Origin of the sequence: Pseudooceanicola profundi (assembly GCF_050897955.1) — a bacterium.
GTDB lineage: Bacteria > Pseudomonadota > Alphaproteobacteria > Rhodobacterales > Rhodobacteraceae > Pseudooceanicola.
In genome coordinates this window covers 1,819,416-1,844,224 of the sequence record NZ_JBPAXZ010000001.1, presented here as the reverse complement: position 1 = coordinate 1,844,224, position 24,809 = coordinate 1,819,416, and the positions used below count along the sequence as shown (strand labels likewise).

At 64.8% G+C, this 24,809-nt stretch carries 24 protein-coding genes; 13 read left to right on the top strand and 11 right to left on the bottom strand.

Features of this window, described 5'->3' with window-relative positions; translation table 11 throughout:
• Positions 1-105: 105 nt before the first annotated feature.
• The 5 genes from ACRARG_RS09190 to ACRARG_RS09170 all read right to left on the bottom strand — a co-directional run bounded on the left by ACRARG_RS09190 (position 106) and on the right by ACRARG_RS09170 (position 4,591).
• Positions 106-1,275 (bottom strand): lytic murein transglycosylase, encoded by a 1,170-nt coding sequence (locus ACRARG_RS09190; protein WP_432689709.1) that lies wholly within the window; start codon positions 1,273-1,275, stop codon positions 106-108.
• Between the two features lie 63 nt (positions 1,276-1,338).
• Positions 1,339-2,235, bottom strand: coding sequence for an adenosylcobinamide-phosphate synthase CbiB (gene cbiB / locus ACRARG_RS09185; RefSeq protein ID WP_432689708.1), 897 nt, complete (start codon positions 2,233-2,235; stop codon positions 1,339-1,341).
• On the bottom strand, positions 2,232-3,188 hold the full coding sequence (locus ACRARG_RS09180) for a threonine-phosphate decarboxylase (RefSeq protein ID WP_432689707.1): 957 nt from the start codon (positions 3,186-3,188) through the stop codon (positions 2,232-2,234). Before ACRARG_RS09180 ends, cbiB begins: the two co-directional genes overlap by 4 nt.
• Positions 3,178-3,549 carry a DUF1636 family protein gene (locus ACRARG_RS09175; protein WP_432689706.1) on the bottom strand — a complete coding sequence of 124 codons (372 nt, stop codon included), beginning with the start codon at positions 3,547-3,549 and terminating at the stop codon, positions 3,178-3,180. Before ACRARG_RS09175 ends, ACRARG_RS09180 begins: the two co-directional genes overlap by 11 nt.
• A gap of 70 nt (positions 3,550-3,619) precedes the next feature.
• Positions 3,620-4,591 carry a glutathione S-transferase family protein gene (locus ACRARG_RS09170; RefSeq protein WP_432689705.1) on the bottom strand — a complete coding sequence of 324 codons (972 nt, stop codon included), beginning with the start codon at positions 4,589-4,591 and terminating at the stop codon, positions 3,620-3,622.
• Positions 4,592-4,988: 397 nt separating this feature from the next.
• Between ACRARG_RS09170 and ACRARG_RS09165 the strand changes: the two genes are divergently transcribed.
• The 11 genes from ACRARG_RS09165 to ACRARG_RS09115 all read left to right on the top strand — a co-directional run bounded on the left by ACRARG_RS09165 (position 4,989) and on the right by ACRARG_RS09115 (position 16,339).
• Entirely contained in the window at positions 4,989-5,213 is a 225-nt protein-coding gene (locus ACRARG_RS09165) for a DUF6732 family protein (RefSeq protein ID WP_432689704.1), read from the top strand.
• A gap of 4 nt (positions 5,214-5,217) precedes the next feature.
• Positions 5,218-6,420, top strand: coding sequence for a sirohydrochlorin chelatase (locus ACRARG_RS09160; RefSeq protein WP_432689703.1), 1,203 nt, complete (start codon positions 5,218-5,220; stop codon positions 6,418-6,420).
• A gap of 908 nt (positions 6,421-7,328) precedes the next feature.
• Complete coding sequence (locus ACRARG_RS09155) at positions 7,329-7,964, top strand: precorrin-8X methylmutase (RefSeq protein WP_432691344.1); 636 nt, start codon at positions 7,329-7,331, stop codon at positions 7,962-7,964.
• Between the two features lie 69 nt (positions 7,965-8,033).
• A complete protein-coding gene (gene cbiE, locus ACRARG_RS09150) occupies positions 8,034-9,236 on the top strand; it encodes a precorrin-6y C5,15-methyltransferase (decarboxylating) subunit CbiE (protein ID WP_432689702.1) in 1,203 nt (400 codons plus the stop codon).
• 98 nt (positions 9,237-9,334) lie between these two features.
• Positions 9,335-10,036 carry a precorrin-2 C(20)-methyltransferase gene (cobI, locus tag ACRARG_RS09145; RefSeq protein ID WP_432691343.1) on the top strand — a complete coding sequence of 234 codons (702 nt, stop codon included), beginning with the start codon at positions 9,335-9,337 and terminating at the stop codon, positions 10,034-10,036.
• A gap of 2 nt (positions 10,037-10,038) precedes the next feature.
• Positions 10,039-11,967 carry a precorrin-3B C(17)-methyltransferase gene (gene cobJ, locus ACRARG_RS09140; RefSeq protein ID WP_432691342.1) on the top strand — a complete coding sequence of 643 codons (1,929 nt, stop codon included), beginning with the start codon at positions 10,039-10,041 and terminating at the stop codon, positions 11,965-11,967.
• Positions 11,964-12,731 carry a precorrin-4 C(11)-methyltransferase gene (gene cobM, locus ACRARG_RS09135; protein ID WP_432689701.1) on the top strand — a complete coding sequence of 256 codons (768 nt, stop codon included), beginning with the start codon at positions 11,964-11,966 and terminating at the stop codon, positions 12,729-12,731. The genes cobJ and cobM overlap by 4 nt, the downstream gene beginning before the upstream one ends.
• A 92-nt stretch (positions 12,732-12,823) precedes the next feature.
• Complete coding sequence (locus ACRARG_RS09130) at positions 12,824-13,174, top strand: hypothetical protein (RefSeq protein WP_432689700.1); 351 nt, start codon at positions 12,824-12,826, stop codon at positions 13,172-13,174.
• A gap of 157 nt (positions 13,175-13,331) precedes the next feature.
• Entirely contained in the window at positions 13,332-14,369 is a 1,038-nt protein-coding gene (locus ACRARG_RS09125; protein ID WP_432689699.1) for a TRAP transporter substrate-binding protein, read from the top strand.
• Between the two features lie 75 nt (positions 14,370-14,444).
• Positions 14,445-15,020 carry a TRAP transporter small permease gene (locus tag ACRARG_RS09120; RefSeq protein ID WP_432689698.1) on the top strand — a complete coding sequence of 192 codons (576 nt, stop codon included), beginning with the start codon at positions 14,445-14,447 and terminating at the stop codon, positions 15,018-15,020.
• Positions 15,017-16,339: a TRAP transporter large permease gene (locus tag ACRARG_RS09115; RefSeq protein ID WP_432689697.1), complete on the top strand. Its 1,323-nt coding sequence runs from the start codon at positions 15,017-15,019 to the stop codon at positions 16,337-16,339. The genes ACRARG_RS09120 and ACRARG_RS09115 overlap by 4 nt, the downstream gene beginning before the upstream one ends.
• 66 nt (positions 16,340-16,405) lie before the next feature.
• Here the strand turns inward: ACRARG_RS09115 and ACRARG_RS09110 are convergent, their stop codons facing one another.
• The 3 genes from ACRARG_RS09110 to ACRARG_RS09100 all read right to left on the bottom strand — a co-directional run bounded on the left by ACRARG_RS09110 (position 16,406) and on the right by ACRARG_RS09100 (position 19,127).
• Positions 16,406-17,263, bottom strand: coding sequence for a 3-oxoadipate:acetyl-CoA acetyltransferase (locus ACRARG_RS09110; RefSeq protein WP_432689696.1), 858 nt, complete (start codon positions 17,261-17,263; stop codon positions 16,406-16,408).
• 123 nt (positions 17,264-17,386) lie between these two features.
• Entirely contained in the window at positions 17,387-17,944 is a 558-nt protein-coding gene (locus ACRARG_RS09105) for a fasciclin domain-containing protein (protein ID WP_432689695.1), read from the bottom strand.
• 61 nt (positions 17,945-18,005) lie between these two features.
• Positions 18,006-19,127, bottom strand: a complete 1,122-nt coding sequence (locus ACRARG_RS09100; RefSeq protein WP_432689694.1) for a Hint domain-containing protein — start codon at positions 19,125-19,127, stop codon at positions 18,006-18,008.
• 89 nt (positions 19,128-19,216) lie between these two features.
• Here ACRARG_RS09100 and ACRARG_RS09095 point away from each other — a divergent pair, with 89 nt between their 5' ends.
• A complete protein-coding gene (locus ACRARG_RS09095; RefSeq protein ID WP_432689693.1) occupies positions 19,217-19,537 on the top strand; it encodes a hypothetical protein in 321 nt (106 codons plus the stop codon).
• A 181-nt stretch (positions 19,538-19,718) separates the two neighbouring features.
• Here ACRARG_RS09095 and ACRARG_RS09090 read toward each other — a convergent pair whose 3' ends face one another.
• A complete protein-coding gene (locus ACRARG_RS09090) occupies positions 19,719-21,407 on the bottom strand; it encodes an acyl-CoA dehydrogenase family protein (RefSeq protein WP_432689692.1) in 1,689 nt (562 codons plus the stop codon).
• A gap of 145 nt (positions 21,408-21,552) precedes the next feature.
• Between ACRARG_RS09090 and ACRARG_RS09085 the strand changes: the two genes are divergently transcribed.
• On the top strand, positions 21,553-22,323 hold the full coding sequence (locus ACRARG_RS09085) for a sulfite exporter TauE/SafE family protein (protein WP_432689691.1): 771 nt from the start codon (positions 21,553-21,555) through the stop codon (positions 22,321-22,323).
• 68 nt (positions 22,324-22,391) lie between these two features.
• On the opposite strand, the gene ACRARG_RS09080 is transcribed toward ACRARG_RS09085, so the two are convergent.
• Both ACRARG_RS09080 and ACRARG_RS09075 read right to left on the bottom strand, forming a co-directional pair.
• Positions 22,392-22,955 carry a DUF3859 domain-containing protein gene (locus ACRARG_RS09080; RefSeq protein WP_432689690.1) on the bottom strand — a complete coding sequence of 188 codons (564 nt, stop codon included), beginning with the start codon at positions 22,953-22,955 and terminating at the stop codon, positions 22,392-22,394.
• The gene (locus ACRARG_RS09075) at positions 22,955-24,553 is read right to left on the bottom strand and encodes a phosphoenolpyruvate carboxykinase (protein WP_432689689.1); all 1,599 of its coding nucleotides are present in this window, start codon (positions 24,551-24,553) and stop codon (positions 22,955-22,957) included. The genes ACRARG_RS09080 and ACRARG_RS09075 overlap by 1 nt, the downstream gene beginning before the upstream one ends.
• Between the last annotated feature and the right edge of the window lie 256 nt (positions 24,554-24,809).

Genomic DNA, 24,809 nt, shown 5'->3' with positions numbered 1-24,809 from the left:
AGTAGCAGCTCTGCCGGGCCTTTTGGTGATACTCTGAATGAATATCGAGTTATCGGTGCCTTATCTTTTACCACATTTCCTAAGATCCCGTAAACCCGCGCGGCGTCACAACCGGTTCAGTAATGCAGTCGTCGGCCAGGCGTCCGCGGGCAACCCAAGCTCCTGTTGCACGGCCTGAACAGCCTCGCGCGACTTGGCACCGAGTATGCCGTCGATATCGCCCACGTCAAAGCCGCGCGCGGCGAGCTTCTGCTGCAGCTGTTTCATCTGCGGCCCGGACAGCCCCGGCTCCGGGTTGCCGGCGTCGAAAACCGGCGCGCCCATCAGGCGATTGGCAAAATACGCGGCAGTCAGAACGTAGGTAAAGCTCTGGTTCCATTCGAAATAGACGCTGAAATTGGGGTAAGCGAGGAAGGCCGGGCCCTTGCGTCCCTGCGGGATGATGACAGAGGCGGGCAGGTTCGCCGCCCATTGGCCAGAGCGGGGGCGCACGCCCATGGCGGCCCATTGGTCGGGCGTCATGGTGGTGCGCAGGCCGGTTTTGGACCAGTCCATCTGCGCCGGGACCGCGATTTCCTGCAGCCAGGGCTCACCCGCGCGCCAGCCCAGATGCCGCAGCATCTTGGCACCGGACATCAGCGCATCGGGCGCGGAGGTTTTCAGCAGGACATGGCCGTCGCCGTCTCCATCCACGCCGTTTTCAAGGATATCGCCGGGCAGCATCTGGACCATGCCGATCTCTCCGGCCCAGGCGCCGGTGGTGCGGGCGGGGTCAAAATCGCCATGTTCGAAGAGGGTGAGGGCGGAGAAGATCTGGGGCCGGAAAAGCTCTGGCCGCCGGCAGTCATGAGCGAGGGTGGTCAGGGCGTTCAGCGTGTTGAAATCGCCCTGGAAGGCGCCGTAATCGGTCTCGAAAGCCCAGAAGGCCAGCAGAACGCCAGGGCTGATGCCATAATCGCTTTGGATCCGGTTGAAGACGGAGCCGTATTTCTTCGCATTGGCGACGCCCGCATTGATCCGGTTGGCAGAGATCAGGCGGCGGGCAAATGTCGTGAAATCGAGCTGGAACACGCCTTGCGCCCGGTCCGCTTTGATCACCTTGGGGTCCTGCCGGACAGTGGCGAAGAAACGGTCGACCGCGGCCGGGGCATGACCTTTCTGCACGGCTTCCGATTTCAGGCCCTGCACGAAGCCGGAGAAACTGCCGCCGCATTGGGCCATGGCCTGCGTGGCGGTAAGGGTCAGGGCAAGCGCCACGGGGAGCAGTCGGTTCATCTGGGCCTCTCTGGTCGTTTCGGGCCAACCTAGCGAAATCGCGGGTCAGGACAATGCTTTGTATCAGAATAGCGTCAGGGCCAGTGCGGGGATCAGCAGCAGGGCCCAGGCGTGCCAGATCAGGCGGATGGCGCGGTCGATATCCTCAGCCGTGGCGGCTTTGCGGCCTGTGGGGCTGACCCAGGGAAAGTCGCGCATCTCTCCGTGGTAGGAACGCGGACCCGACAGGGCAATGCCAAGCGCGCGGGAGATCGCGGCCTCCGGCCAGCCGGCATTGGGGGAGCGATGGAGGCCCGCATCCCTGATGAGCGCCTGCCAATCCGGTTTGTGCCGGGCCGCAAGCAGGATCATCAGCGCGGTCAGGCGCGCCGGGATCAGGTTCATGAGGTCATCGAGCCGGGCAGAGGCCCAGCCGAACGCTTCGTGCTGGGGGGTGCGGTATCCCACCATGCTGTCGGCGGTGTTGATCGCTTTGTAGACCAGCATGCCGGGCAGCCCGCCCAGCAGGAACCAGAAGACAGGCGCGGTGATGCCGTCGGAGAAATTCTCGGCAGCACTTTCGATGGCGGCGCGGGCGATGGCCGGGTCGTCCATACCCGCGGTGTCGCGGCCGACGATCATGGCGACAGCAGCGCGGCCTTCGGCGGTTGACCGGCGGAGGGCCTCTGCCACGGCGCGGACATGGTCGATCAGGGATTTCTGCGCCAGCAGGATGGCGGCGGCAATGGCTTCGGGCAGGGTGCCGAAGGCCGCGATGATCGAGCCGGTGAGAGAGGCGCCGATGACCAGCGCCAGCGCCAGAAGGATGCCCTTGGCGCGGCGGTGCTGTCCCTGATTGTAGCGCGCGTCGGCCCAGCCGATGAGCCGTCCGATGAGGATTGCGGGATGGGTCAGCCGGTCCCAGAGCCATTTCGGCTCTCCGAGAGCGGCGTCGAGAAGGAGGGCGAGGAGGAGGCTCATCGGAAGGCGGACAGGGCGGTCGACAGCTGGTCCCATCGGTCCGGGTGTGGCAGGCCGAGGCGGAGCGCGGTTGCGGACCATGGGAAGGGGCGGGTCAGGATGTGATGCCGGGCCAGATGGCGGTACAGGGCGGGCGCCTGCGGATGGTCATAGAGGCGGAAGAGCGGGGTGCCGCCGGTCAGGGTCGCGCCGGTGGCGGTCATGAGTTGGTCAAGGCGCGCGGCGTCCTGTGACAGGCGGGCTCGGGTGGTTTCGGCCCAGTCGTGGTCGCGGAGCGCGGCTGTCCCGATCTGCAGCGCGGGGCCGGAGACGGGCCAGGGGCCGAGCATAGTTGCAAGGCGGCCCACCAGCTCCGGATCGCCAATGACGAAGCCAAGGCGCAGACCGGCGAGGCCCCAGAACTTGCCGAAGCTTTTCAGGATCAGCGTGCCGGGGCTGTTGGCCTGTGCGATCAGGCTGCGCTCCGGGGCGATGTCGCAGAAGCTTTCGTCAATCACGGTGAGCGCCGCCGGTTCGGGTGCCTCGTGCCAGCGGCCGTCGGGGTTGTTGGGGTGGACGAGGACACGGGCGTCTGCACCGGACTCCGAGAGGCTCCAGCCCGCGGCGCGGAAAGCGGCTTCGTGTTCGTTATAGGTGGGGCCGGGGATATGCACGCGGCCCGGCGTCAAAAGGCGCGGGATCATCGCGATGGGGGCGGAGGCGCCGGGGGTGGCGAGGATCGCGGCGCCTTCGGGGACGGACCAGAAAGTTCGGGCGGCCCCGGTCAGGGCCGTCCGGGCGGCATGGTCGGGCAGGGCCGTCCAGGCCTCTGCCCCGATCTGCGGCACCGGGTAGGGGACGGGGTTGATGCCGGTCGAGAGGTCAAGCCACCCGGCCCGGCTGCCGCCGAATTCCGCGATGGCCGCGTCGAGCCGCCCGCCGTGGTCGCGCGCAGAGGCGCTGTCACTCGGCATCGGGCAGCGGCGGGTGGCGGGTGACGAAATGGCCCTTCACGCCCTGCGGCCAGGTACGGAAGGGGACCTGTCCGGTCTCGCTTTCAGCATGCAGGGCGGCATAGGCGACGATGGCCTCCGCCGCCTCTTCGGTCGGCTCAAAGCGGCCCAGCGTGTAGTTCAGCTTGCCATCGGCCTGCACCGCGATGTTGCAGCCATGGGTGCAGCCCATCAGGCAGGAGATGCGGCGGGTCCGGACGGGTGTGCCCTCGGCCTCTGCCTCCACCAGCGCGGCCAGCTTTTCGCCATCGGTGATCTGCATGCCACGCTCGGGCCAGTCCTCGCGTTTGCAGGTGTCGCAGATGGTGATCCAGGTGGTCATCGGGGCCGGGTCCTTTGGAATGGTCCCAGCCTTTCAGCGCATTTTGACGCGGAAGGCAAATGGCCTTTGGTCAGCCGCGCCCATGCGGCGCCATCAGATCGAGGTCCGGCCCGATGGGGATGATCCGGTTCGGATTGATATGGTCGTGGCTGTAGTAATAGTGGCGGGTGATCTGGTCGAAATTCACCGTTTCCGCCACGCCGGGCCTTTGGTAGAGCTCCCGCAGGTAGCCCCACATATTGGGGAAATCGACGATGCGGCTGCGGTTGCACTTGAAATGGGTGTGGTAGACCTTGTCGAAGCGGATCAGCGTGGTGAAGAGGCGCCAGTCGGCCTCCGTGATCTGGTCGCCGGTCAGGTAGCGGTTCTCGGCAAGCAGACTCTCGATCCAGTCGAGGCTGTCGAAAAGCGGTGAAATGGCCTTGTCATAGGCCTTCTGAGAGCCTGCGAAGCCGCATTTGTAGACGCCGTTGTTGACGGTGTCGTAGATGCGGTCGTTGACCTCGTCGATCCGGGGACGCAGGGCTTCGGGGTAATAATCATCCGTATTGCCGGTGATCCCGTCGAAGGCGCTGTTCATCATCCGGATGATCTCTGCGGATTCGTTGGAGACGATCGTGCTTTGCGCCTTATCCCAGAGGACCGGCACGGTGACGCGGGTCGTCGCCTGCGGGTCGGCGGCCGTATAGACCTGATGGAGGTAGTTTTTGCCCAGCAGATCATCGCCGGTCGAACCCGGGTAGTCTTTGAAGGTCCATCCGTCATCCAGCATCTCCGGATGCACGACAGAGACGGTGATATGATCGGCAAGGCCCTTGATCTGGCGGAAGATCAGGGTGCGATGGGCCCAGGGGCAGGCATAGGCGACATAGAGGTGATAGCGGCCGCTTTCGGCCTTGAACCCGGCGTCACCTGTCGGGCCGGCACTGCCGTCTGCTGTGACCCAGCTGCGGAAGCTGGAGGCTTTGCGTTGGAAATCGCCGCCATTCGAGAGTTTCGAGAGGCTTTCGGTTTCCCATTTTCCGTCGATCAGCTGGCCCATGTCGTCTCCTTTTCGTCTGGACCGTATTTAACCTGATTGACCGGACGGGCCACCGGCGGGGCGCGCGCAAAGGGGTCTGCATTCCTGCACAGCGGGCGGTCGGCGCGCAGATTGTGGTTCGACGGCGGGTGTTTAGAGAGGCCGATGGCGCCGCCGGGCGGGACCGATGGCAAGATGCCCTTCCGTCTGTGGCAGGTCGCCCCCGGCCCTCTGAGTGTCGGGAAAGAACATTGCGACTCCATGGCCCCCTGCGTATAGAGGTCTGTGACGATGCCCCCATGGGGCCGGAAAGGTGCGGGCTTTCCCATCGACCCAGACAGGGGATGGCGGTCCGGGTCGTCCGAGGCCGCCACCCGCGGCCCGAGCCGCCTTTTCGCCAACAGGAAAGGACCCGCTCATGCGTATCGCCCTCGCCCTTCTGATGACCCTCGCGGCCTCGCCCGCGCTGGCCCATGTCGGCCATCTGGGCGATGTTGCGGGCCATGATCACTGGCTGGGCGCTGCGGCCATCGGGGCGGCGATAGCCATCGGGCTCTGGCAGGCGGCAAAGGGACGCAAGACGGCTGCGGCCAAGGCCGAGACCGAAGACGAGGCGGCGGACGAAGAGCCGCAGGAAGCCTGATCCAATGAAAACCGGAGTGATGATCTGCGGTCACGGCTCCCGCAGCCAGGCGGCCGTGGACGAATTCGCCGTGCTGGCAGACAAGCTGCCCGCGCTGCTGCCGCCCGATTGGCCGGTGGATTACGGTTATCTCGAATTTGCCAATCCGGTGATCCGGGACGGGCTTGACCGGCTGCGGGCGCAGGGCTGCGCGCGGATCCTCGCGGTGCCGGGCATGCTCTTTGCGGCGATGCATGCGAAGAATGACATTCCGACGGTGCTGAACACCTATGCCGCCAAGCACGGGATCGAGGTCAGTTATGGCCGCGAACTGGGCGTCGATCCCAAGATGATCGCGGCGGCCGCGGCCCGGATTCGGGAGGCGCTGGCGGGGGCCGATCCTGTCCCGCTGGAGGAGACCTGTCTGGTTGTCATCGGGCGCGGTGCCTCGGATCCGGATGCCAATGCCAATGTCGCCAAGGTGGCGCGGCTCTTGCACGAGGGGATGGGCTTTGGCTGGTGCGAGGTCGGCTATTCCGGCGTGACCTTCCCGCTGGTGGAGCCCTGCCTGCGCCATGTGGTGAAGCTGGGCTACAAGCGGGTGGTGGTCTTTCCCTATTTCCTCTTTACCGGGATTCTGGTGGACCGGATCTACGGGTTCACCGACCGGGTGGCGGCGGATCATCCGGAGATCGAGTTTCTCAAGGCCGGATATCTCAACGATCATGAGAAGGTGCTGGAAACCTTTGCCGAGCGTGTGATGGAACAGGCCGAGGGGGCCACACCGCCGAACTGCGGCATCTGCCCCTTCCGCGAACAGATCCTGTCGCTGGAAGACGGCGGGCATGTGCATGTCCAGGCAGAGGAGCGTGCGGCGCGGACGGATCACCCGGCGCTGGGGGCGGTACCGCCGCCGACATGTGTGCTCTGCAAATACCGTGTGGAGGTGCTGGGGTTCGAGGCGGAGGTCGGTGCCCCGCAGGAGAGTCATCATCACCATGTGGAGGGGCAGGGGGCATCCGCGCCGGGCTCCAACGTGGCGGATTGCGCGTTGTGCGATACCTTCTGCACCGGGGCCTGCCGGCTGGAGATGGCGGATCATCATCACCATCATCACGACCATGACCACGGGAACCATCACCATCATCACGGGCATGGCGACCACCATCACCCGGACTATCCGCATGCGAAGCACCCGCTTGGGCCAGAGAGCGCGCGGCGTAAATGAGCACGCCCTTTTTTGACACCCATATCGTGGTGGACTGGTCGGCGCGGAATGCACCCAGCCCCGCGACCCCCAGCAAGGATGCGATCTGGGTTGGTGTCATCCGCGACGGTGAGGCCGAGGCGCCGCGCTATTTCCGGACGCGGGGAGAGGCGGTGCAGTGGCTCGCCGATCTTCTGTCGGCAGAGGCGGCGGCAGGGCGGCGGGTGCTGGCAGGGTTCGACTTTCCCTTCGGCTATCCGGCGGGCGTGGCGGAAAAGATCTGCGGGTCGAACCGGGCGCTGGACCTCTGGGACTGGTTCGCGGGCCATGTGCAGGACGGGCCGGACAATGCCTCCAACCGGTTCGCCGTGGCAGAGGGCATCAATGCGCTTTACCCCGGTGTGGGGCCCTTCTGGGGACGGCCTGAGCAGGCGGATTTCCCGGGCATCCCGGCGAAGCAGTCAGAGCGCACTGGCGATCACCCGCCGGAGCGGCGCCATGCGGATGCGCAGGCGCGCGGGGCCAAGACGGTCTGGCAGCTGGCCTATGCGGGGTCGGTCGGGTCGCAGATGATCCTTGGCCTGCCCGCGCTGGTGGCCCTGCGCAGCGATCCGCGTCTGGCGGGGCGTGTGGCGGTCTGGCCTTTTGAGACGGGGCTGGAGGTGCCTGAGGCGCAGGTCGTGCTGGCGGAAGTCTACCCGTCGCTCTGGCAGGCGCGGGCCCATGCGGCGCGCGGCGAGGATGAGGTTCTGGATTCGGCGCAGGTGCGTGTGGCGGCGGCGGAGCTGGCGGCGCTGGATGGCTCCGGCGCGCTGGCGGGCGCGTTCCGGGGGCCGGATCTGGATGTGGCCGCGCGGGAGGATATTGCGCGGGAGGAGGCCTGGATCCTCGGGCTGGATGCGGTCGGCTCTATGCCGTCGCCCCGCGTGATGCGCTATGAACATAACCCGGCGGCGATCTATGCGCAGAGTTTTGAGACGGTGCGAAAGGAGGCGCGGCTCGACCGGTTTCCGGAGGGGATGCAGGCGCTGGCGATCCGGCTGATCCATTCCTGCGGCATGATCGATGTGGCCGACCGGCTGGTGTTTTCCTCTGAGGCCTGGGCGAAGGGCCGGGCGGCGATGCTGTCGGGCGCGCCGGTGCTGTGCGATTGCGAGATGGTGGCGGCCGGGGTGATCCGGCGGACCCTGCCGGCGGGCAACGAGGTGATCGTGACGTTGAACGACCCTGCGGTGCCGGGCCGTGCCAAGGAGATCGGCAATACGCGGTCGGCGGCGGCGGTGGAGCTCTGGGCCGACCGGCTGGAGGGCGCGGTGGTGGCCGTGGGCAATGCGCCGACCGCGCTGTTCCATCTGCTGGAGCTGCTGGATGCGGGCACGCCGAAGCCTGCCGTGATCCTGGGCTTCCCGGTCGGGTTCGTTGGCGCGGCGGAGAGCAAGGCGGAGCTGGCGGCGCGGCCGCGGGGCTGCGAGTTTGTCGCGCTGCGCGGGCGTCGGGGCGGGTCTGCCATGGCCTCTGCCGCGGTGAATGCGCTGGCGGCGGGACTGCCGGGGGAGACGATCTGATGGTGGTTTTTGCGGTGAGGGCGGATGCCTTCGGCGGGAGTATTTCTGGAAAGATGAAGGGGCGGGCGCATGGCTGAACCCTGGTTGCATATCGTGGGCATCGGTGAGGACGGGATGGAGGGGCTGCTGCCTGCGACCCGGGCTGTCGTCGAAGCCGCCGAGGTGATCATCGGCGGCGACCGGCATCACCGTCTTTCGGACGCAGTGACGGCGGAGCGGCTGGCCTGGCCGTCGCCCTTTGACGCCCTGATCGGGCAGCTGAAGGGGCTCAGGGGCCAGCGGGTCGTGGTTCTGGCGACTGGTGACCCCTTGTGGTTTTCGGTGGGCGCGCGGATCGGGCGGGCGCTGCCTGCGGGGGAAATCGTGTTCCATCCGCAGCTGTCGGCCTTTCAGCTGGCCTCGGTCCGGATGGGCTGGTCGATGGCGGATCTGGAGACGCTGACCGTGCATGGCCGCCCGGTGGAGACGATGATCGCCTTCATCCAGCCGGAGGCGCGGCTCTTGATCCTGACCACGGGGGCGGAGACGCCGGGGCAGATCGCGCGGTTCCTGACGGAGCGTGGCTTTGGCCGGTCCCGGATGACCGTTCTGGCCAATATGGGCGGGGCGGAGGAGCTGCGGTTCGACGGAGTGGCGGAGAGCTGGGCACATGAGGTGCCAGCCTTCAATACGCTGGCCGTCGACTGCGTGGCGGCACCCGATGCGGCGCTCTTGCCCCGGGTGCCGGGGCTGGAGGATGCGCTGTTTTCGTCGGACGGGACGATGACCAAGCGGGAGGTGCGGGCGGCGACGCTGGCCAAGCTGATGCCGATGCGGGGCGCGCTGCTCTGGGATATCGGGGCGGGCTGCGGGTCTGTCGCGATCGAGTGGATGCGAGGGGCGCGATATACCTCCGCCATCGGGATCGAGCCGCGCGCCGACCGGCGGGCCATGGCGGCGGCGAATGCGCTGGCACTGGGTGTGCCGCGGCTCAGGATCATTGAGGGGGAGGCACCGGAGGCGCTGGATGGGTTGGAGCGGCCGGATGCGGTGTTCATCGGCGGCGGTTTGTCTGAAGCGGTATTCGAGGCGGCCTGGTCGGCGCTGAAGCCGCTGGGGCGGCTGGTGGCCAATGCGGTGACGCTGGAGAGCGAGGCGGTGCTGATTGCGCTCCATGCGCGGCATGGCGGCGATCTGGTGCGGATCGGCGTGGAGCGGGCCGAGCCCGTGGGGCGGCTGACCGGGTGGCGGCCGTCGATGTCGGTGGTGCAATGGTCTTTGGTGAAGCGATGACGGAGCTGGTGGATGCCTCCGGCGGTGAAGTGAGCCGACCACTTGCGAAAGGTCCAGTGGACCTTCCGGGCGGCGAACGGGCGGAGCCCTTCGAAAAGATGAAGGGGCGGCTATTTGGCGTCGGGCTGGGGCCGGGCGATCCGGAGCTGGTGACGCTGAAAGCGGCGCGGCTGATCGCCGGGGCGCGGGTGGTGGCCTATCCGGCGCTGGCGGGGGCGGCGAGTTTCGCGCGGGCGATCGTGGCCGATCTGATCCCGGAGGGCGCGCGGGAGATCGTCATGGATGTGCCGATGGTGGTGGCGCGCGGCCCGGCGCAGGCGGCCTATGACCGGGGCGCGGCGGAGATCGCGTCAGTGCTGGAGGGGGGCGAGGATGTTGTCTGCCTCTGTGAGGGCGATCCGTTTTTCTATGGCTCCTTCATGTATGTGTTTGCGCGGCTGGCGGGGCGGTTCGAAGTCGAGGTCGTGCCGGGCGTGACCAGTGTGACGGCCTGTGCGGCGCGGGCGCGGCTACCGCTGGTGGCGCGGAATGAGCGGCTGACGGTCCTGCCGGGGCCGCTGGAGGAAGCCGAGTTGGCGGAGCGCGTGGCCGGGGCGGAGGCCGTTGCGATCATGAAGGTGGGGCGGCATATGGCGAAGATCCGGGGGGTTTTTGCCGGGCTGGGGCTTTTGGACAGGGCCGTTTACGTGGCACGGGCGGGGCTGCCGGACGAGCTGGTCTGCCCGCTGGCGGAGGCGCCGGAGGAGGCGCCCTATTTCTCGATGATCTTGATGAACAGGGGGATGGACCCATGGCTGTGACTATGTCAGCTGCGCCGGTCGTGATGGCGGTCTCGGGGGCGGGAGCCGGAGTGGCGCGGCGGGTGGCGGATCTGCTTGGCGTGCCGCTGGCCGGGCGGTCGGGCCGGGTTGCGGGGGCCGATTTGGTCTTTGACGATGCTTTGGTCTTTGCGCGGGACATGTTTGCGGCGGGGCGGCCTCTGGTCGGGGTCTGCGCAAGCGGGATCCTGATCCGGGCGGTGGCGCCGCTTTTGTCGGACAAGAAGGCGGAGCCGCCGGTTGTTTCGGTCTCCGATGACGGCGCGGTGGTGGTGCCGCTGCTGGGCGGGCATCGCGGGGCGAACCGGCTGGCGAAAGAGATTGCCGTGGCGCTGGAGGCAGTGGCCGCGGTGACGACGGCCGGAGATATTGCTCTGGGCGTGGCGCTGGACGCGCCGCCGGCGGGCTACCGGTTGGCCAATCCGGGCGATGCGCAGGCGGCGATGGCGGCGCTTGTGTCGGGGGCGGGGCTGAGCGTCGTTGGAGAGAATGTTTTCGGGGTTGTGGCGCGGGATGGCGTGGATTCTGTAGAGCTCTGCGTGAGCGAGGCGCCGGTGACAGGTGGGGCGCGGCGGCTGGTCTATCATCCGCAGCGCTATTGTCTGGGCGTAGGATGTGCGCGGGGGGCGGCGGCTGACGAGGTGATCGCGCTGGCGGAGCGGGCTCTGGCGGAGGCCGGGATTGCGCCGGGGGCGGTGGCGGCTGTCGGGACAATCGTGCTGAAGGCCGATGAGCCGGCCATTTTGGCGGTGGCGGCACATCTGGGGGTGCCATTGCGGCTGTTCGAGGCTGAGGAGCTGGAAGCGGTGGTGGAGCGGCTGGCGACGCCGTCGGAGGTGGTTTTCGCCGAGGTGGGCTGTCACGGGGTGAGCGAGGGTGCGGCGCTCTGTCTGGCCGGAGATGGCGGGGCCTTTGCCGTGACGAAACGCAAGACGGCGGAGGCGACCTGTGCATTGGCCGTGGCGCCGGACGTAGTGACGGAATTCGCGGGCCGGGCGCGCGGGCGGCTGTCGGTTGTGGGGATCGGGCCGGGCCAGTCGGGCTGGCGGACGCCTGAGGTGTCGCGGCTGATCGCGGAGGCTGACGAGCTGGTGGGCTACGGGCTCTATATCGATCTGCTAGGGCCTCTGGCGGCGGGCAAGGACCGGGCCGATTTTCCCTTGGGCGGGGAGGAGGACCGGTGCCGCTATGCGCTGGAACGGGCGGGCGAGGGGCGTAACGTGGCATTGGTCTGTTCCGGGGATGCGGGGATCTACGCGATGGGGGCGCTGGTGTTTGAATTGCTGGGCCGTGGTGATGCGATCGGCGGGGTGAGCGATGCGGCGCGGCGGGCGGAGGTTGTCTGTTCGCCCGGCGTCTCGGCGCTGCAGGCGGCGGCGGCGCGGGCGGGCGCGCCCTTGGGGCATGATTTCTGCGCGATTTCGCTGAGCGATCTGCTGACGCCGCGGGCGGATATCCTGCGGCGGCTTCGGGCGGCGGCAGAGGGGGATTTCGTGATTGCCTTCTACAATCCGGTGTCGAAAACGCGGCGGACCCTGCTGGCGGAGGCGCGGGATATCCTGCTGCAGCACCGGCCGGGCGATACGCCTGTGATGCTGGCGACCTCGCTTGGGCGGCCGGAGGAGCATCTGCGCTACCGGCGGCTGGATCAGCTGGAGGTGGACGAGGTGGATATGCTGACCGTCGTGCTGGTGGGGTCGTCCAATTCGCGGCTGGCGCTGCTGGGCGAGGGGCCGAGGATGTACACGCCGCGGGGCTATGCGCGGCGGATCGACGGCGATCTGGAAGGGGTCGGCAACCGCCATGTCGGGGCGGGTGCGCTTTGGGAGCCGGAGGACGGGGGCGCTGCCCCCGCCGCCCTGCGGGCGGTCCCCCGGGATATTTTGAGCAAGAAAAAGGGGGGCGGGGCGTGACGGTCTATTTCATCGGGGCGGGGCCGGGGGATCCGGAATTGCTGACGCTGAAGGCGCAGCGGGTGATCGGGGCCTGTCCGGTTTGTCTTTACGCGGGATCACTGGTGCCGCCTGAGGTGGTGGGCTGTGCGCCGGAGGGGGCGCGCGTGCTGGATACGGCGCCGATGACGCTGGAGGAGACCCATGCGGAGATTGTCGCGGCGGAGGCGCGGGGCGAGGATGTGGCGCGGGTGCATTCGGGCGACCCGTCGCTTTATGGGGCGATCGCGGAGCAGATCCGGCGGCTTCGGGCGGATGGCATCGCGTATGAGATCATTCCGGGCGTGCCGGCCTATGCGGCGGCCGCGGCGGCCCTGGGGCAGGAGCTGACGGTGCCGGAGGTGGCGCAGTCCATCGTGCTGACGCGGGTTTCGATGAAGTCAACCTCCATGCCCGCAGGCGAGACACTGGAGAATTTCGCGCGGACGGGGGCGACGCTGGCGATCCATCTGGGGGTGCGGAACCTGCGGGAGATCGAGCGGCAGCTTTCGCCCTATTACGGGGCAGAGTGTCCGGCGGTGGTGGCTTATCGTGTGGGCTGGCCGGACCAGATGTTCATCAGGGGCACGCTGTCGGACATCCATGCGAAAGTCCGGGCGGAGAAGATCACCCGCACGGCGCTGATCCTCGTCGGGCCGGTGTTGGGGGAGGTGCGGGATTTCAAGGATTCGGCGCTTTATGATGCCGCGATCCCGCATGTGCTTCGGCCTAAGGTGCGAGGATAGCTGCACGGGAAACGGAATTTTTCCTTTTCACCTGCAGGGTCTGCTTGACGCAGGTGTCCGTCGCGTCATCCTCAGCGCGGGAGGTAAGGGAAATGACCACGTTTCTGTCCAAGGAGGTGCAGGACGGGCTGAGGGTTGCGCGCAAGCGTGCCGTGGCCAGGTCCAGGCGTCTGCGCGTTGTGATCGGGGATGAGAGATATCCGATCCTGAAGCTCTGGGATGGCGGCTTTGCCGTCGCCGGGGAGGGGGTGCCGCCATTGCGGGGGCTGGTCGATGTCTATGACGGGGGGCGCCATCTGTGGCAGTGTCTGATCGTTGCCGTCGCAGAAGAGGCGGGCGAGATGAACTATGAGTTCAAGCGCCAGACCGCTGTCGACGCGGGGCCTGCGCTGGATTTCGAACGGGCGGAGCAGGCTCCTGTGGCGCTGATCCCGCGGTTCTGAGGTTCCGCCGTCGGTCATCAGGCCGTCAAAATCATTGGAAAACTGTGGTTTGACATGGCGCGTCGCCGGCGGCATCGTGGCTGCGCGTCAGGCCCGGGAAGGCAGACCGGTCAAGGTCTTTGAGGGCCGGGTCCTGGCGCGACACAGGGAGGACTTCATGACTGTTTTCACAACGGCACTGCGCGGGGTTGCCGCCGCTGCACTTCTGGCCGGATCTGGCGGGCTGGCACTGGCGCAGGAGGTGACGCTCAAGATGCACCAGTTCCTGCCGGCGCAGGCCAATGTGCCGGCGCATGTGCTCGACGTCTGGGCTGACAAGGTCGAGGCCGACTCGGGCGGCCGGATCAAGATCGACCGGTTCCCGTCGATGCAGCTGGGGGGCAAGCCGCCGGAGCTGGCCGATCAGGTGATGGACGGGATCGCGGATATCGTCTGGACCCTGCCCGGCTATACGCCGGGCCGCTTCCCCTCGACCGAGATTTTCGAACTGCCGTTCATCTCGCCTTCGGCGGAGGCGACCTCGCGCGCCTATTGGCAGTTTGCTGAAAAGCATCTGATGGAGACGGAGTTTGCCGATCTTCACATGCTGGGGCTCTGGGTCCATGGGCCCGGCGTGATCCATTCGAGCGAGCCCGTGACGGTGCCGGAAGACCTGAACGGGGTGAAGCTGCGGGCGCCGACACGGGTGACCAATATGCTGTTCACCCAGCTGGGGGCGACATCCGTGGGCCTGCCTGTCCCCGCAGTGCCCGAGGCGCTGTCCAAGGGTGTCATCAGTGCGACGGTCATCCCTTGGGAGGTGACGCCGGCGCTCAAGATCGCGGAGCTGGTGCATAACCACACGACCTTCGGTGGCGACGCGCTTTACACCGCGACCTTCATCTTCGCGATGAACAAGGACAAATACGACGCGCTGCCCGACGATCTGAAGACGGTGATCGACGAGAATTCCGGGCTCGAATTCTCTGCCTTCGCCGGTCGTCAGATGCAGGAAGATGACGCGCCGGGGCTGAAGGCCGCGCAGGATGCCGGGAATAATATCATCGCGCTGACGCCGGATCAGGTCGCCGTCTGGCGCGAGGCATCCGACGGGATCGAGGCCGCCTGGATCGAAGAGATGACGGCCAAAGGCATGGATGCGGCGGCCATGGTCGAGGAAGCCAAGGCGCTGATTGCCGAGAATTCTTCGATGTGACATCAGACGCCGCCGGTCCTTTATGGGCCGGCGGCCTTTTTGTGACCATTCCCCAATCGGTTATCATCCCGGATCATGCATCGTTTCTTCCTGACCATCGCGCGGCTCGGCGCAATTCTGGGCGGTATCGTCCTGACGGTTCTTGTTGTGCTGACGGTTGTGTCGGTCACCGGACGGGGGCTGAACGGGCTGTTTCACGCAGACTGGCTGGTAGCACTGGCGCCGGGGCTGGCGCAGCGTGCGCTCGACGCCGGTGTGGGCCCGGTTCAGGGCGATTTTGAGCTGGTCGAGGCCGGTATCGCCTTTGCCATCATGGCCTTTCTGCCGCTGGCCCAGATCACGGGGGCCCATGCTACGGTCGATATCTTTACCCAGAAACTGCCCGCGGGGCTTCAGCGCGGGCTGATCGCGTTCTGGGAGGTGCTGTTTGCCGTGGCGCTCGTCGTCATCAGCTGGCGGCTATACGAGGGGATGTCGGGCAAGATGCGGTATAATGAGACCACTCTGGTGCTGCAGTTCCCGGTCTGGTGGGCCTATGGTGCCTGCTTTGCGGCGAGCGTGCTGGCGGCGGTTGTCGGGGTCTATGTGGCGCTGGTCCGCTGTGCGGAGCTTGCCACCGGACGGGTGATCATCGGGGGCGATGCAGCGTGAGCACATTTGACATCGGGCTCTGGTCCTTTCCGGTTCTTCTGCTGCTGATCTTTCTGCGGATGCCGATTGGTCTGGCCATGTTCGCGGTGGGCTTTGGCGGGCTTTACTTCATCACCGGCGGCACCACCGTCGCGCTGGCAAAGCTGAAGTCGGAGACCTATTCGACCTTTTCCAGCTATTCGCTGTCGATCGTGCCGATGTTCCTTCTGATGGGACAGTTCGCCACGCTGGGCGGCATGTCCAAGGCGCTGTTCAAGGCGGCCGAAAGCTGGCTGGGGCACCGGCGCGGCGGGGTGGCCATGGCGGCGATCGGGGCTTGTGCCGGGTTTGGCGCGATCTGCGGGTCGTCGCTGGCGACGGCGGCCACGATGGGACAGGTCGCGCTGCCTGAGCTCAAGCGCTACGGGTATTCCGGCGGGTTCTCCTCGGCCACGCTGGCCGCCGGGGGGACGCTGGGCATTCTGATCCCGCCGTCGGTGATCCTCGTGATCTATGCGATCCTGACGGAGCAAAATATCGCGAAGCTGTTCCTCGCGGCCTTTGTGCCGGGGATACTGGCCGCCGTGGGATATATGCTGACCGTGTCGATCTATGTCCGGCTGAACCCGGACAGCGCGGGTACGCGGCCTGCGGTCCCGATGGCGGAACGCTGGCAGGCGATGGTCGATGTGATCCCGGTTCTGGTGGTTTTCCTGGCCGTTGTCGGGGGTATCTATCTGGGCCTCTTCACGCCGACGGAAGGTGCGGCGGTGGGGGCTGCGGGCACCGGGCTGCTGGCGTGGTGGAACGGCGGGCTCCGGGGGCGGGCCTGGCTCGACAGTTTCTATGCGACGGCGAAAAGCACCGCGATGATCTTCTTCATTGTGCTGGGAGCGGCCTTCTATAACGGCTTTCTGGCGCAGACGCAGGTGCCACAGAAACTGGCGGAATGGGTGGTCGCGCAGGGGTTCAACCCGTGGTCGGTGCTGGTCATGATCCTTGTGCTCTACCTCGTCTTCGGCTGTCTGATGGACAGCCTGTCGATGATCCTGCTGACGATCCCGATTTTCTTTCCAATCGTGTCGACACTGGATTACGGGCTGGGGGCGGAAGAGTTCGCGATCTGGTTCGGGATCGTCGTGCTGATCGTGGTGGAGGTTGGGCTGATCACGCCGCCGGTTGGGATGAACCTGTTCGTCATCAATTCCATGGATCGCGACACGCCAATCGCCAGGACCTACGGGGCGGTGATGTATTTCGTGGGCTCGGACATCGTCCGCGTGGCGTTGCTGGTGATCTTTCCGGGGATCACGCTGTTCCTGCTGCGCTGGCTGCACTGACGTTCCGGGAATAGCGCCCGGACCGGGGGCAGACCGGCTGCTGTCTGAGCAAAGCCTGCCTGTCGATCAGGCGGGATGCACAACCGGCCGCAGGTTGAGCATCTCCCGGGTCTGCTGCCAGGTCGCCACGGGCCGGTCGTACCGGTCGCAGAGATCGACCACGCGCGCAACCAGCGCCGCATTGGACGGCGCCAATGTGGTGCGGTCCAGGCGGACGTTATCCTCCAGCCCGCAGCGGGCGTGGCCTCCGGCGGGGACGGTCCATTCATTGATCTGAAGCTGGCCCGCGCCGATACCGGCGGCGCACCACTCGGCGCCGGGCAGCAGGCGCTGCACCGTTTTAATGTAGTAATCGAAGGTGTCGCGGTCGATGGGCATGGCGTTCTTCACGCCCATGACAAACTGGATATACGGCAAATCAGTGATCTTGCCCGCGCGGTACATGCTGGCGGCCTGATGGATATGCGACAGGTCGAATGCCTCGATCTCGGGTTTGACGGCAAAGGTCTGCATCTCTTCGGCCAGCCAGTCGACGAGGTCCGGCGGATTTTCATAGACACGGGTCGGGAAATTGTTCGACCCGACCGACAGCGAGGCCATGTCGGGGCGCAGCGACAGGTGGCCGCCGCGGTCGCGGCCCGCGCCCGACCGGCCGCCGGTGGAAAACTGGATCACCATACCGGGGCAGTGCTTTTCCAGCCCCTCTTTCAGACGTGCGAATTTCTCAGGGTCGGAAGACGGCGTTTCATCGTCATTGCGGACATGGGCATGGCAGATCGTCGCGCCGGCCTCAAAGGCTTCCTGCGTGCTTTCAATCTGTTCTGAAACGGTGATCGGAACCGCCGGATTGTCCGATTTTCGGGGGAGCGAGCCGGTGATGGCAACGCAGATGATACAGGGCTTTTGTGCAGTCTGGTCCGTCATGGCATCAGCTATTGGACCTAAGGGCCGCGAAGTCAATCAGATCGGATCATACCGGAAAGGGCGGCCCGGCGGGCCGCCCTTTGGACAGTTCGGGGGGCTGGGCCCCTTTGAACCGTCGGAACGTCAGCCTGCCTGACCGGAGGGCAGAAGCACGCGGTCGATGACATGCACAACGCCGTTGGACTGATCGACATCCGCCGTGGTCACAGTGGCGATGCGGCCATTTTCGTCCTTAAGCTTAAGTTCGCCGCCTTCCATGTAGGCTTCCAGGTTGCAGCCGCCGACCGTCGGCACGACATGCATGCCGCCGTCATCGCTGATCATGCCGGCGATATCGGTGGAGAAGGCTTCGGTTGCCACGACGTGACAGGTCAGGATCTGCTGCAGCTGCTGCTTGTTCTCCGGCATCATCAGCTTTTCGATGGATGCCTTGCTGATCATGCCGAAGGCGTCATTGGTGGGGGCGAAGACGGTGTAGGGGCCGGGGCCCATCAGGGTTTCGGCGAGACCGGCTTCGGTCACGGCAGCAACCAGCGTGGTGAGATTGGGCGCGGCAGAGGCATTTTCTGCAATGGTTTTGGTGTCGAGCATCGGCGCGCCGCCGACCATCGGGTTTTCTTTTGCAAAGGCAATGGTTGCGGTGCCGGCAATTGCCAGGGCTGCGATCAACTTGGTCTTCATCATCTGGTCCTCCAGTTGTCCGGGCGGGCGTTGTTGCCCGCCGATACCCGAGACACGGAGGTCAGGCGCGCCGAGTTTCACGGCGCAGATTATTTTTTCTGCGGGCCGGCGCGCGATCGGCCGGAAGGGGACGTGGGGCGCGTCTGCGGTCAGCCCGCGCGGGACCGGCCATCCTGCGGCGATCCTGGGCGGGCCGCGGGTTGGCAATCATTTCGAGCACCAGGAGCTGACCTTCACGCAGGGTGAGTGTAGGGGCAGCTCGGGTCATCTCCTGGGCTCTTCGCAGCCGTGCAGGGGAAACCTGCCGCAGGGCCGCTAACTGGTAGGGGGACATGGCGCGAATGGCTTCGGGCCCGAGGAACAGCGTCTCGGTCGCCAGGCCTTCGGCGCGGACAATGACATGCCCGGCGCAGAGCACATGGATATAGGTCACGCTTTCCAGATCCCGTTCGACCCGACCAAAGGCGTGATTGAGCGCGCGGGCCGGGACGAGGACCTCGTCCATGCCGTACAGAACTTCGGCTTTGGCGGATTTCACCCGGACAAGGTGTTGCTGCGATAAATGGATGTCACGCCGGGGGCGACCTGGCCCCAGAGCATCGGCAAAGATGCGGATCGGGGCAAGCCGGTGGCGGGAACTGTCGTCGAGCGTGTCCAGCTGGATCGTTCGGCTGTAGGTCCAGATCACCTCATGCGCCTTGCCATCGACATCTTCGATGTAATCGCCGGGGCGCAGGCTTTCGACGAGGCATTCGCCGCCGGGTATGCGGATCAGCGTTCCGGGTGTAAAGCAGGCGGGTGCGAAGATCGGGTAGGCGGTGCTGTCGATATCTATGACAACAGCTATTGCCGCGGTCAGATCGAGGTCACCGGCCGGATAATGAAAAAAGATCTGGCCGCCTGCTTCGAAGACGACCAGATCCACAGTTGTGCCGATCGGGACGGTGATCCCCGCCACATCGACACCGGGGGTGGCAGTTCCGGATCCGATGTACGTCACCGGATTGCCGTTAAAAGTCGAAATACCGTCGTCAGACGTGCTGAGAATTCCGTCAGAATCGATCAGCTCCGCATTTACTTCTGCCCCGAAGCTGCCGAGAACAAGGGTCTGTGTTCCCGACAGCAGGTCCAGGGCGGCAAGGGCCCCGAGATAGGGCTCAACGTCGATATTTGCGCTTCCCATTATAACCACTCACTCGTTACATGCCCAACAGGGCGGTATTCCGGAAATATACATCTGCCTGACGGGCTGATCTTCCGGGCAGGGCTAACATGCCTTGCATCCTCAGGGTCGCGGTCAGATGTGGCGGAAATTGGGCAGAGTTGTTGAAAGCGGGTGCCGATGGTAAAATTGGCTTGCTGCGGCGCGGCAAGCCATTGATTTGGATGTATATTTTATCAAAAAATTTAACATACTGGTCAGTTTTTTATCAAATATTAAAAAATTTTTTAAAGAAAGATCGTTCGTTTTCAGATTGTTACATATTTAATTCTTTTCGGAAATTTCGGATTGGAAATCGCTCTGCCACGCATTTCGGCGCAATCGCGCCAATTTTCTGCCACATTTCTGCCATTTCTCGCAGCTGCGGTTGAGAGCTATTTTTGCAAAATTGCTTAAATCGCTATTTTGCATGCATTTTATTTGATTGTCGTTGTCATCAATTCTCTGCGATGCAGAAAAAATAAAACGAGATCAGTTTGGTAATAAAAACGCCGGAGAAAAGATATCTCCGGCGCCAATGGTAATTCAGATGAGATTCAAGTTTCTGCCCTGCTACCCCAGAAGTCTGCGCGCAATAACCTGTGCCTGAATTTCGGCGGCCCCTTCAAAGATATTCAGGATGCGCGCATCGCAGAGCAGGCGGGAGGCAACATATTCCAGCGCAAAGCCGTTGCCGCCGTGGATCTGCAGCGCGTTGTCGGCGCAGGCCCAGGCGACACGGGCGCCCAGAAGCTTGGCCATGCCAGCCTCCAGGTCGCAGCGGCGGTCGTGGTCCTTCTCATAGGCGGAGAAATAGGTCAGCTGCCGGGCGATCATGATTTCCACCGCCATCATGGCCAGCTTGCCCGACACGCGGGGGAAGGACATCAGCGGCGCGTTAAAGGCCTTGCGGTCCAGCGCATATTGCATGCCGACGTCCAGCGCCGCCTGGGCCACGCCGATGGCGCGGGCGGCGGTCTGGATGCGGGCCGCCTCGAAGGTCTTCATGAGCTGGCGAAAGCCCTGGCCCTCGACTCCACCCAGAAGGTTTTCGCCCTTCACGTGGAAATTGTCGAAGCCCAGCTCGTATTCCTTCATGCCGCGATAGCCCAGCACCTCGATCTCGCCGCCGGTCATGCCCTCGGTGGGGAAGGGGTCCGCGTCGGTGCCAGGCGTCTTTTCGGCCAGGAACATCGATAGGCCGTTGTGGTCGGTCGACTTGGGGTCGGTCCGGGCCAGCACGGTCATCACATGGGTCCGGGCGGCGTGGGTGATCCAGGTCTTGTTGCCGGTGATCCTGTAGTCGCCATCCTCTCCCTTCACCGCGCGCGTGCGCAGGGAGGCGAGGTCGGAGCCGGTGTTGGGTTCCGTGAAGACAGCCGTCGGCAGGATCTCTCCAGAGGCCAGCTTGGGCAGCCAGTAGGACTTCTGTTCGTCGGTCCCGCCGGCCAGAATCAGCTCTGCCGCGATTTCGGAGCGGGTGGCGAGGGAGCCGACACCGATATAGCCGCGCGACAGTTCTTCCGACACGACCACCATGGAGGCCTTGGTCAGTCCAAACCCGCCGAGGTTTTCGGGGATGGTCAAGCCAAAGACGCCCATCTCCGCCAGCTCCTCGATGATCTCCATCGGGATCAGCTCGTCTTTCAGGTGCCATTCGTGTGCATTGGGTTCGACCTTATCCACCGCATAGCGGCGGAACTGGTCGCGGATCATCTCCAGCTCCTCATCGAGGCCAGAGGCGCCATACATGGCCGCGCCCTTCTGGTCGACGATCAGCTGCATCAGACGGGTGCGGGCGGCCTGTGTATTGGCCCCGTTGCAGAGCGTCATCACCGCGTCATGCATCAGCGCGCGCTGGTCGTCCTGCGTCAGGCCGAGGTCCTGCAGGCGCACGATTTCGTTCTGCGACATCTGGATGCCGCCGTAAATCTGCCAGAGGTATTCGCCAAAGGCGATCTGGTGGATCAGCTGCTCCAGCTCGCCGAACTTGCCCTCCCCGTCGAGCTTTTCGGCCCATTTCTGCATCTGGCGCAGGGCTTCGGCATAGGTGGCCAGCCAGGCCAGGCCGTGGGTCGCGGTCTGATGCGCCTCCACCGCCTTGGTGGAGATCTTGCCGCCGTCGGGCGCCACGGTGGACCGCACCCGCGCAATCGCATTTTGCAGCAGCGACTCGACCGGGGGGATGGCCGCTGCCGTCAGTTTCAGCAGGTCGGGGAGGAGAGCCGCCTCGGTCATCGAATCCTGTCCGTCATGTGCCATGAATCATCCCTTTCCCAAGTTCCCACCGGACATAGCGCCTTTGCAGTTGCAGCGCAACATTCATGCGCCAATACATCTTGGTGGGTTGGAATGTTGCGCGGCCGATTTCTCTGGTGCCCGTCCGGAGGGGTGCTAAACCGGCGGGATGGAACTGCTGACTGATATCGTGCCGCTGCACGCGCTCATCGCATGCCTGATGGTGGGGCTTGTGGCCGGGGTCATCAAGGGGATGGTGGGCTTTGCCATGCCCATGATCATGATTTCCGGCATGGGGTCCTTTATTTCGCCCGAACTGGCGCTGGCGGGGCTGATCCTGCCGACCCTCGCGACGAACGGCTGGCAGGCGCTGCGGCAGGGACGGGAGGCCGCCTGGGCTTCGGCCAAGAAGTTCCGCGTGTTTCTGATTATCGGTTTTTTCGCTTTGGTGATCTCCGCCCAGCTGGTGCGGGTGCTGCCGGCCGAGGTGATGCTGCTGATCATCGGGGTTCCGATCGTGCTCTTTGCCGTGACACAGCTCATGGGAATGCCGCTGAAGCTGGGGGCAAACCCGCCGCGATGGGCCGAGGTCGCGATCGCCGCGTTTGCCGGGTTCATCGGGGGAATTTCCGGTGTCTGGGGGCCGCCGACCGTCGCCTATCTGACGGCGCTGGAGACGCCGAAGCAGGAACATGTGCGGGTGCAGGGCGTGATCTATGGCCTAGGGGCGGTGGCGCTTTTTGGCGCGCATATCGTCAGCGGCGTAGTGCGGTGGGAGACGATCCCCTTTGCCATCGCCCTGCTGCCGACCGCGCTCTTGGGCATGTGGATCGGGTTCAAGGTGCAGGACCGGATCGATCAGGTGGCCTTCCGCAGGGCGACGTTGGTGGTGCTGCTGGTGGCGGGGGCGAATTTGATCCGCCGCGCGCTTATGGGATAACCGGCCAGGGCGCCGGCCTATGCGGGGCCTTTCATGCGCAAAAGCTGTGGGCGCCACATCGACAGTTGTCAGGAAATGACACCGTAGCCCGGGCATTGCTGCAGGATGGGCCGGGCGGCCAGTTCGGGAAGAACATCGAAATCCTGCCGGAGAATGACGGCGCCATCTTTCACGATCTCAAAGGTCCAGCGGCCGGGGGCAAGCTCATAGTCGAATTCGAACGTGAAGAGCCGCACTTTGGGGCCACCGGGCATCATTGTCGAAGGCCAGGATTCGGTTTCGAGATATCCTTCACCGAAGGATGGGTGTTGGGTCCGCATTTCGACCGCGAAGGCGCCAGCTTCCGGATCGGTTTCAACCTCGATGCCGAAGGCGAAGCCTATCATGGCCGGCACCTGGTCGGTCATGATGTCAAAGTCGGGCAGATTGCCCCCCGTCCGTATCTTGCCGGCGTTGGTGTCGGGCGCCGTGACCTCATCGCCATCGGGAAGGTGATTGCAGATCACCCCGAATCTGACCGAGGTGACGGGGGCCGTAAACTCTGTTCCGGCCAAGGCGGACAGGGTGGAAAGGCAAAGCGCCCCGCCGGTTAGGGCGAGGCGCTTGAGGTCTCTGGCAAGCCGCGACAGCATCAGCCGATGGCGGCCGCTTTCACGTCTTCGTCGATGTAAGGCAGGTACTGGGCGAAGTTCTCGGAGAACATGTCGACCAGTTTCTGAGCCTGTGCATCATAGGCGCCCTTGTCGGACCAGGTCGCGCGCGGGTCGAGCAGGGTGGCATCGACGCCGGGCACGGTGACCGGAACCTCAAAGCCAAAGTTCGGATCCTTGCGGAAGGTCGCCTCGTTCAGCGATCCGTCCAGCGCGGCGGTCAGCAGGGCGCGGGTCGCCTTGATCGGCATGCGGGAGCCGGTGCCATAGGCGCCGCCGGTCCAGCCGGTGTTGACCAGCCAGCAGGTCGCGCCGTGCTTGGCGATCTTTTCGCGCAGCAGGTTGCCATAGGCTTCGGGGCGGCGCGGCATGAAGGGGGCACCGAAGCAGGTGGAGAAGGTCGGCTCCGGCTCGGTCACGCCGCGCTCGGTCCCGGCCACCTTGGAGGTGAAGCCCGACAGGAAGTGATACATGGCCTGCGCCGGGGTCAGCCGCGAGATCGGCGGCAGGACACCGAAGGCGTCGCAGGTCAGCATGATAATGTTCTTCGGGTGGCCGCCAAGCGCGGTTTCCGACGCGTTGGAGATATACTCCAGCGGGTAGGCGCAGCGCATGTTGGCGGTCAGGCTGTCATCGTCGAAGTCCAGTTCGAGGGTTTCTTCGTCGAAGACCATGTTCTCGATCACGGTGCCGAATTTCTTCGTGGTGGCGTAGATCTCCGGCTCGGCCTCGGCCGAGAGGTTGATCGTCTTGGCGTAGCAGCCGCCTTCGAAGTTGAAGCTGCCGCGGTCGGACCAGCCGTGTTCGTCATCGCCGATCAGGATGCGGTTCGGGTCAGCCGAAAGGGTGGTCTTCCCGGTGCCGGAAAGGCCGAAGAAGACGGCGGTGTCGACCGGGTTGTCCTTGGCGTGGTTGGCCGAGCAGTGCATCGGCATCACGCCCTTTTCGGGCAGCAGGTAGTTGAGCAGGGTGAAGACGGATTTCTTGTTCTCACCGGCATATTCGGTGCCACCGATCAGGATAAGCTTCTTGTCGAAGTTCATCGCGATGACGGTTTCGCTGCGGCAGGAGTGACGCTCCGGGTTGGCCTGGAAGCTGGGGCAGTTGATGACGGTGAAATCCGCCATGAACCCGTCGAGCGCGGCGCGCTCCGGACGGCGCAGCATGTGGCGGATAAAGAGGCCGTGCCAGGCCAGTTCGGTCACCATGCGGACATTGATCGAATAGGCCGGATCGGCACCGCCCAGAAGGTCCTGAACGAAGTAATCCTTGCCTTTCATATGCTCCAGCATATCTGCATAGAGGTTGTCGAAGCCTTCCGGCGTCATGGCGGCGTTGTTTTCCCACCAGATCGTGTCGATGACGCTGTCGGTTTTCACCACATGCTTGTCCTTGGGCGAGCGGCCGGTGAATTTGCCGGTGCTGACAAGGAAGGTGCCGCCAAGGCCCAGCTTGCCTTCGCCCCGGGAAACGGCCGTCTCGATCAGCGCGGGCTCGATCAGGTTGTAATAGACATCACCCAGACCTGTGATCCCCTGATCTTCAAGGCGGAATTTGGGGTTTACCCGTCCGATTGTCATGTGCCTAGCTCCTCAAACCGCGCTTGCGCGGACGTGTCCGTTATGGCCGAAATGGGCCGATAAACGGCGTCATAACATGCCGCCGGAGGCGATGAACAGGACGCTTTGGCGCAGTTAGCGCCACCACCTCCGGTTTAGCGCAACCAAGTGCGAATCCGCGCATGACGTCGGGTCCAATGCGGAGACAATAAAGGCAAATGTAAGACATTTTCGCCACAATTCATACGTCCAAACTTGCGCGATTCGCGTTTAGGGA